The organism is Calidithermus chliarophilus DSM 9957, from assembly GCF_000430045.1.
GTDB classification, from domain to species: Bacteria; Deinococcota; Deinococci; order Deinococcales; family Thermaceae; genus Calidithermus; species Calidithermus chliarophilus.
Window position 1 is genome coordinate 123,390 of record NZ_KE387028.1, and the last position, 7,651, is coordinate 131,040.

The 7,651-nt window shown below is 72.4% G+C and carries 6 protein-coding genes; all 6 read left to right on the forward strand.

Annotation, left to right across the window (positions count from 1 at the left end):
• Positions 1-19 precede the first annotated feature (19 nt).
• Positions 20-1,546: a toprim domain-containing protein gene (locus MEICH_RS27525; protein WP_051304441.1), complete on the forward strand. Its 1,527-nt coding sequence runs from the start codon at positions 20-22 to the stop codon at positions 1,544-1,546.
• Entirely contained in the window at positions 1,539-2,252 is a 714-nt protein-coding gene (locus tag MEICH_RS0122110) for a hypothetical protein (protein WP_027894414.1), read from the forward strand. The genes MEICH_RS27525 and MEICH_RS0122110 overlap by 8 nt, the downstream gene beginning before the upstream one ends.
• Entirely contained in the window at positions 2,249-2,845 is a 597-nt protein-coding gene (locus tag MEICH_RS0122115; RefSeq protein ID WP_027894415.1) for a DsbA family protein, read from the forward strand. Before MEICH_RS0122110 ends, MEICH_RS0122115 begins: the two co-directional genes overlap by 4 nt.
• Positions 2,845-5,418: a GspE/PulE family protein gene (locus tag MEICH_RS27530; protein ID WP_051304442.1), complete on the forward strand. Its 2,574-nt coding sequence runs from the start codon at positions 2,845-2,847 to the stop codon at positions 5,416-5,418. Before MEICH_RS0122115 ends, MEICH_RS27530 begins: the two co-directional genes overlap by 1 nt.
• Positions 5,419-5,465: 47 nt before the next feature.
• Complete coding sequence (locus tag MEICH_RS0122125) at positions 5,466-6,572, forward strand: type IV pilus twitching motility protein PilT (RefSeq protein WP_036219998.1); 1,107 nt, start codon at positions 5,466-5,468, stop codon at positions 6,570-6,572.
• Positions 6,535-7,651, forward strand: a 1,117-nt coding sequence (locus MEICH_RS26575; protein ID WP_169730731.1) for a hypothetical protein, incomplete at its 3' end; no start/stop codon positions are given. The genes MEICH_RS0122125 and MEICH_RS26575, both read left to right, overlap by 38 nt.

Consider the following 7,651-nt stretch of genomic DNA (forward strand, 5'->3'; position numbering starts at 1 on the left):
GACCGCTATAGTGTGGGCCATGATCGAGACACCCCAACCAGGACGGGCTGAGGAGGGTCGGTGGCTCGAGCTGCCCCAGAAGCTCACGCGGGAGAACCGCTGGGCGCTGTGGCGGCCGGGCGCGAAGCGCGGCGCCAAAGGGCGGCCGGTCCTCGAGCTGGTGCAGGCGGCCAACCCCGCCGTCGCCGCGAGCGTGGAGGACCCCTACAGCTGGGCCAGCTTCGAGCGGGCCTGCCAGGCGCTGGCGCAGGCCCAGGCCTCGGGCCTGGCCTACGTCAACTCGCGCTACAACCCGGTCGTGGCCATCACCTTCTACAACGGGCTCAAGGACGGCAAGGTCGCGCCCTGGGCCATGCGCTACCTGGACATGCTCAACTGCTACGCCGAGGAGGGCGTGGTGCCGGGCTCGCTGCTGCTGCTGTACGAGGGCGGCAGCGAGCAGCCCCTGACCTGGGGCAATGTGGCCGTCCGGCGCAGCCCCTTCATCGCCCTCACCGGGCGGCACCTGCCGGGCTCGCCCAGCCGGGTGGGTACCTCGCCGACGCGGTTGCAGGCCTTCATCGACGCGAGCCGCCGTGACTTCGAGCGCATGATCGAGCGGCGCGGCGGCGACCCCAAGAGCCACATGGCGGGGAAGGGCCTCGAGCGGCTCCTATCCAGCCTCAAAGGGGTGCGGAAGACCGGGCCCGGCCGCTGGATGGCCTACTCGCCGGTGCGCGAGGAGAGCGAGCCCTCGCTCTCGATCCGGCTGGCGAACGGGCGCATCCTGCTCTACGACTTCGGCGGGGCGTCCACCGACGAGGTGATCAAGGCGCTGGGCATCGGCTACGGCGACCTCTTCACCGACGAGACCCCCCCCGACCTGCCCCCCTCCCACCCGCGCTCGGCCAGCCTGGTGCGGCCCCTGGAGGGCGAGATGCTGCAGCGGGTGCGCCAGGCCCAGGAACGGCTGCGCGCGATGGGGCACCTGCCCAGGGCCTTCCAAAACCGGGGCTTCGGCCTGGAGGCGGCGCTGGAGGGGGGGCTGGGGGCGCTCAACGAGCAGGACGGGGTGATCGTGTACATGGACGCCGAGGGGCGACCCCTCAACGCGGTGGTGCGGCGGGGGGTGGTGAAGGAGGGGGAGAACCGCTTCTACACCCTCACCCCCGGCCACGGCAGCCCGCTGTGGATCGGACCGGGGCTCTTGCAGGCCCGGGCGGGCATCGTGGTGATGGAGGGGGCCACCAACGCGCTGCTGGTGTGGAGCCTGGTGCACCAGGAGGGTCTGGGGGTCATCGGGGTGCCCGGGGTGGAGAGCACCCCCGGCAAGGAACTCGTTGCCCGACTGCCCCTGCAGCCCGTCTACCTCTATGCCGACCCCCACGACAGGCGGGCGCAGGTGCTCGAGCGCTGGGCGGCCCCCTTCCGCGAGCAGGGCTTCCCGGTGCGGCTGCTCGAGCCCCTCGACCCCGCCGGCCGCACCGACGCCAACGAGTACGCCCACCGCCACGGCGGCCAGGCGCTGCTGGAGCGGCTGGTGGAGCTGGGGGTGGGGAGTGACTGAGCTGTACAAGCTGATCTACGGCCTGCTGGACTCGGTGCTGGTGGGCGAGTACGGTGTGCTCACCCGCACCCGCGGGATGGTGGCCCTCCTGAGCGAGGACCTGCCCGACGGCGCGGGCTGGGTGGACGGCCTGAACGACGCTGAGGTGCAGGAGCTGTGGCAACTCCTGCACCAGTGGGAGGGCCTGCGGTCCTTCATGGCGGCCCGCGACGCCTTCCTGGCGGCGGGGATCGAGCCCGAGGGCCGCAGGGTGCTGGCCTGGGGGCTGCGCCGGGAGGGCATGCTGCGGCTGGAGGCCTTCGACTGTTACTACCGCGGGGCGCGGCTGGAGCTGGGCGAGGGCGGGCAGGCGGCCAACTACGCCCTGGCGGTGATCGAGGAGATGATGCGCGCGGGGGTCTGCCCGCGCCTGTCGGCTCCGCTGCACTTCGGCTGGGAGGACGAGGCCGCGGAGATCCTGCACCGCTGTGCCCAGGAGGCCGAGGAGGCCGCGTTGCCCTTCCCCTCCGGCCAGGTCGAAGGGCTGTTAGGGCTGGGCGGAGTGCCGCGCTCGGCAGCGCGGGCACGGGGCTTCGGTTTCGCGCGGGGGGAAGGGGTGCTACTGTGGCTGGTGGTTGAGGACGCCCGCCCAGGCTTTGCGGTGGTGGCCTTCGGCGTCCAGCGACCCGGGGACTCGGTGCGCATCGAGCGGGGGGTCCAGGCATGAGCGCGCGCGTCCCCCTCCACAAGTGGCTGGTGCTGGGCGGCGGGCTGCTGGCGGCGGCGATGGTGTGGCTGTGGCCGCGGCCGGCGCTGCCCGAGGGCGTGGCGGTCGAGGCCCACCCCCTCAGCTTGGGGCCGGCCTCCCGGCCCGCCCTCACCGTCTTCAGCTGGTGGGGCTGTCCCCACTGCCAGCGGGCCTGGGAGCGCTACGGCGAGCGCTGGGTGGCGCGGGCGAAGGCGGGGGAGATGCGGCTGGTGTTGCGGCCGCTGGCCCGCGGCAAGGCCGAAGGCCTTGCCAGCGCCCTGTTGTACTGCGCCCCGGCTGAGGCGCGCTGGGACATGGTGGGGCGGCTGTTCGAGCTGGCTTCGCAGGGTGAGGAGCGGCTGCGGGCACAGTTCGCCCCGCTGCTACCCTGCGCCGGGGGCGAGGAGACGCTGCGCCAGATCGCGGCCGACCTCGAGGCCGCCCGCCGGTGGGCCGTCGCCTACACCCCCACCCTCTTCGAGGCGGGTCGGCGGGTGGAGCAGGGGCGCATGGAGGAGGTCATGGCCCGCTGGGCGGGTCTGCGCGAGACGAGCCGGGGGGAGGAACGCTGATGCGGCCGCCGGACGAACGCACGTTTTTCGAGGTGCTGGTGGAGCTGCGCGCGCTGCCCCCGCTGCGGGCGATGGCGGTGCGCAAGCGGTTGAAGGAGAGCGGCCGCCCGCTGACCATGGCGGACCTGGCGGCGTTGCGGGTCGAGCCCGTTGTCATTGCCCAGGCCCTCGAGCGCGTCGGCTGCCCCCCACTGCTGCTGCGCGCGGTGGACCACTCGGTGCTGCAGGCGGTGGCCGCCGAGGAGTGGGAGCAGCTGGCCTGCGTGCCGCTGATGCAGGAGGAACCGTCTGTCGGGGCGGGCGGCTTCCGTATACCCAGGGGTCTGTGGATCGCTGCCGCCGAGCCCTTCGAGCCGGGGGTGTGGGCCCTGGCCGGGCGGCTGGGGGCCGTCGGGGTGGGCTATGCCGAGCGCGAGGGGCTGCTGGAGGTGCTGCGGCGGGAACTGGCCCGGGTGCAGCAGGCCCTCCCGACAGGGGATCGTCCGCTCGGTGTAGCGGCGTCAGCCGGTCCCGAAGGGGATCGCCCCCCTGGGGCCTCTCGCGAGCGGCGGGTGCTGCAGGCGCTGGGCCTGGGCCACCTCGAGCCCCCGCCCAGCGCCCGGCATGAGGTCGAGCACTGGCTGGTGGAGGAGGGGCACATAGGGGAGGGCGCGCTCTACGCTGAGCTCTCCCGCGCTAGCGGCTGCCCCTTGTGGCCGGGGCTCGACGGGCTGCTGCTCGAGCGGCAGCCTGAGCAGGCCGAGATCCTCGAGCGGCTGCGGCTGCTGAGCGTGCGCAAGGAGGGGCAGGCTTACTACGTCACCTGGCGCGCCTTCGTCGAGGATGAGATTGCCGCAGCGGGGTTGGAGCGGCGCCCGGTGGCCCTGACCTACCCTGAGATCTGGCGCATGGCCCACCGCTCCGCCCAGCGCGGGCGCCCGGCCGGGGCCCGGCCCAGGAGCGCCCTGGAGGCGCTGTGGCTCAAGGGCCGCATCGACCGGCGCACCTTCGAGGAGCACCAGGCCGACCCCCGTCGGGGGGAGAGCTTGCTGCTGGCTCAGGGCCTCGTCAGCGAGGAGCAGCTAACCGAGGCACGGGCCGAGGCGCTGGGCCTGGCCTACGTGGACCTGCAAACCGCGCCTCCCGACCCGGCGGTGCGCCGGCGCATCAGCGACGCCTACGCCATCTCGTTGCGGGCCATCCCCTACCGGATCAACGACGCGGGGGAGCTGGTGGTGGCGGTGTCCGACCCCGAGGACATCCAGCGCAACGACGAGCTGCGCATGCTGCTGCGCAACACCCCGCTGCGGCTGGCGCTGGCCTCGCCCAGCGCCATCCAGCGCGTGATCGCCCGGGACTACGGCCAGCAGCGCGACCTCGAGGAGGTCAGCGCCCTGGCGGAGGGCGAGGGGGAGGGGGGCGGAGGGGCGGAGGGGCTGGAGGTCGAGGGCAACGCCCTCGACCGGCTGGTGGGCTCCTTCATCCGCGAGGCCCTGCTCTCCGACGCCTCCGACATTCACATCGAAAGCCACAAGCACCAGGGGGTGGTGCGCATGCGGCGCGACGGGGAGCTGCACGAGTACACCACGCTCCCGGCGCGCTCGACCCCGCTGGTGATCCAGAAGGTCAAGCTCAAGGCCAACCTCGACATCGCCGAGCGGCGCCGCCCGCAGGACGGGCGCTTCCGCTTCAAGGAGGGCGGGCTGGAGGCGAGCGTGCGGGTGTCCACGGTGCCGGGGCTGTACGGGGAGAAGGCCGTGCTGCGGCTGCTGAGGAACGAGGGCAAGGCCCCGCCGCTGGAGGAGGCGGGCTTCCAGGCCGACACCCTGGAGGCCCTGCGCCGGATCATCCGGCGGCCCTACGGGCTGTTCCTGATCACCGGGCCCACCGGCTCGGGCAAGACCCGCACCGGCATCTCCATCCTGAGCGAGATCGCCCGGCCCGAGGTCAACGTGCTGACCGTGGAGGACCCCGTGGAGTACGAGCTGCCGGGGTTGACCCAGGTGCAGGTCAACCCCCAGGCCGGGGTGAGCTTTGCCGACGTGCTGCGGGCCTTCCTGCGGCAGGACCCCGACATCATCTACGTCGGGGAGATCCGCGACCGCGAGACGGCGCAGGTGGCGGTGCAGGCGGCGTTCACCGGCCACCTGGTCATCGCCACGCTGCACACCAACGACGCGCCCAGCAGCGCCACCCGGCTGATGGACCTCGGGGTCGACCCCGCCAACGTCAGTGCGGCGCTGCTGGGGGTGCTGGCCCAGCGCCTGGTGCGCAGGCTCTGCCCGGCGTGCTCGAGCGAGGACCGCGAGGGCAAGAGCGAGCGCTTGCTGCACCGGGAGCTCCGCCACGCCCGGCTGCCCAACCCCGACGGCTGCCGGCACTGTCGCGGGGGCTACGCCGGGCGCACCGGGATCTTCGAGCTGATGGAGGTCGACCGCACCCTGCAGTCGGCGCTGGCCCAGCGGGCCCCCACCGAGCGCATCCGCGAGCTGGCGCTGGAGAAGGGCATGCGCACGCTGGCGGAGGATGGGGTGCTCAAGGTCGAGCAGGGCGTGACCTCGGCCGAGGAGGTACTGGCGAAGACCATGGCCTAAGAAGGGAGCGAAGGGAGAGAAAAATGCTGACCAAAGGTGCTGCGTTCATGGAGTTTTTGGATCTGCTGAGCACGGCGGTATATATGCAAGCCAGCGACATCATCCTCAAGCCCGACCTGCTGCCCGTGGCCCGGGTGCATGGGGAGCTGAGGCTGATGGAGGGGGCTCGCGTCTTCGTGGGACGTGAACTCGAGGAGAGCGTGAAGGCGCTGCTCAACCTCGACGACGACGAGGATTCAGCGGGGCGCGTGCCCGACCCCATGGCCAACGAGCGCCTGCAGCGCTGGATGGAGCAGAAGAGCCTCGACTTCTCCTTCTTCCTGCGCGACGTGGGGCGATTCCGGGTGCACGTGTTCATGGAGCGGGGCAAGTGGTGCGTGGTCGCCCGCACCATCCCCAACGAGATCCGCTCACTGGAGGAGCTGGGCCTGCCCGAGCGGCTGTTCGACCTGGTGCGCCAGCCGCGGGGTCTCTTCCTCGTCACCGGGCCCACCGGCTCGGGCAAATCAACGACCCTGAACACCCTCGTGAACTACCTCAACGAGAACTTTGCCAAGCACATCGTCACCATCGAGGACCCCATCGAGTTCCACCACAAGAACCTGCGCTCGGTGATCTCCCAGCGCGAGGTCGGGTCCGACACCATCAGCTTCCGCCAGGCCCTCAAGGATTCGCTGCGCGAGAACCCCGACGTGATCCTGGTGGGCGAGATGCGCGACCCCGAGACCATCGGCGCCGCCATTACCGCCGCCGAGACCGGCCACCTGGTGCTGGGCACCCTGCACACTAAGGGCGGACCAGAGACGGTGAGCCGTATTCTCGATGCCTTCCCCGCCGAGCAGCAGGCCCAGGTCACGGTGCAACTGGCCAGCAACCTGGTGGGGGTGGTCTCCCAGCAGCTGGTGCCGCGCTCCGACCAGCCCGGGCGCATCGCTGCCTACGAGCTCTTGACGAACTCGCCGGCGGTATCCAATATCATCCTCGCGCGTAAGTCGGCCGGACAGATGCGCGCCGACCTCTCTGCCGCGCGCGAGGTCTTCACCCCCATGGACATGAGCCTGGCCACCCTGGTCAAGCAGGGCAAGATCAGCATGGCCGCCGCGGAGGCGAGGGCCTATGACGTGGCTGAGGTCCGCCGCTTCTGCGCGCTCTAAGCCCCACCCCCACCGGCTGGTGGCCCTGCTCACCCCCCATCACCTGCGCCTGCTGTGGCTGCGGGAGGGGCGGCCCCAGGGGGCGGGCTGGCGGGCGCTGGAGGAGGGCTGGCTGCGCGGGGGGGAGCTGATCGAGCCGCGCCGGCTGGGGCAGGCCCTGGGGGCGCTGCTGGGGGAGCTGGGCTTTCGCGGCAAAGGAGATCTGGTGTGGGTGGTACCGCCCGAGCTGATGAGCGTGCGCCTGACGCGCACGCCTGGCCTCGAGGGGGAGCTGCTGATGAAGGCGCTGGAGCGCGAGGTGGAGGCGCTGCCTCCAGCCCGCACCGAGGCCTTCGTCCCCCGGATCAGCCTGCCGGAGGCGGTGGGGGGCCAGGCCCTGCTGGGCAAGGTCTACGAGCCGACCTTCAAAATTCTGGCCCGACTGGCCGAGGAGCGGGGGCTGCGGCTGTGGGACGTGGAGCAGCACGGGGTGGCGCTGGCCGTGCGCCACGCCCAGCGCGCCGTGCGCGAGGGGCTGTGGATCCTGCTGCACCTCGAGCCGTCGGCCAGCAGCCTGGTGGTGCTGTGGGGGGGCAAGCTGGTGCGCGCGCGCACGCTGGTGGACCTGCTCGACCCCTGGGTGCGGGCGCTGCGGGGGGAGGCGGGGTTGCTGCGGGTGCTGCTCGACGAACCGGAGCGCCTCGAGGCGGCGGAGGTCCTGGCGGCGATCGCGGCGGCGGTGGAGGAGACCCTGCTGGCGGTGGCCCAGGAGGGTGGGCCCGTCGAGCTGCTCAAGGCGGCGCAGGAGCAGCGCCTGAGCACGATCGCGCTGGCGGGCTCCGGCGCGCTGCACGAGGGGCTGTACCAGGGGCTGCTGGAGAGCTTCGGCAGCTTCTTCGCCGTCGAGCGGCTGGGGCTGGAGGGAGCCGAGGGAGCTGATCTGGCCCCGGAGGCGCTCTACAGCCCCCTGCTGGGCGCGGTGGGCGAGCGGGTGAGCCGCTTCCCCCTGGCGGGGGAGAAGGTGGACTGGTCCGGGCGGCTGCGCCCGGCGCTGCTCATTGGGCTGGGGGTGAGCGCGGCGCTGCTGGCGGGGGGCTGGG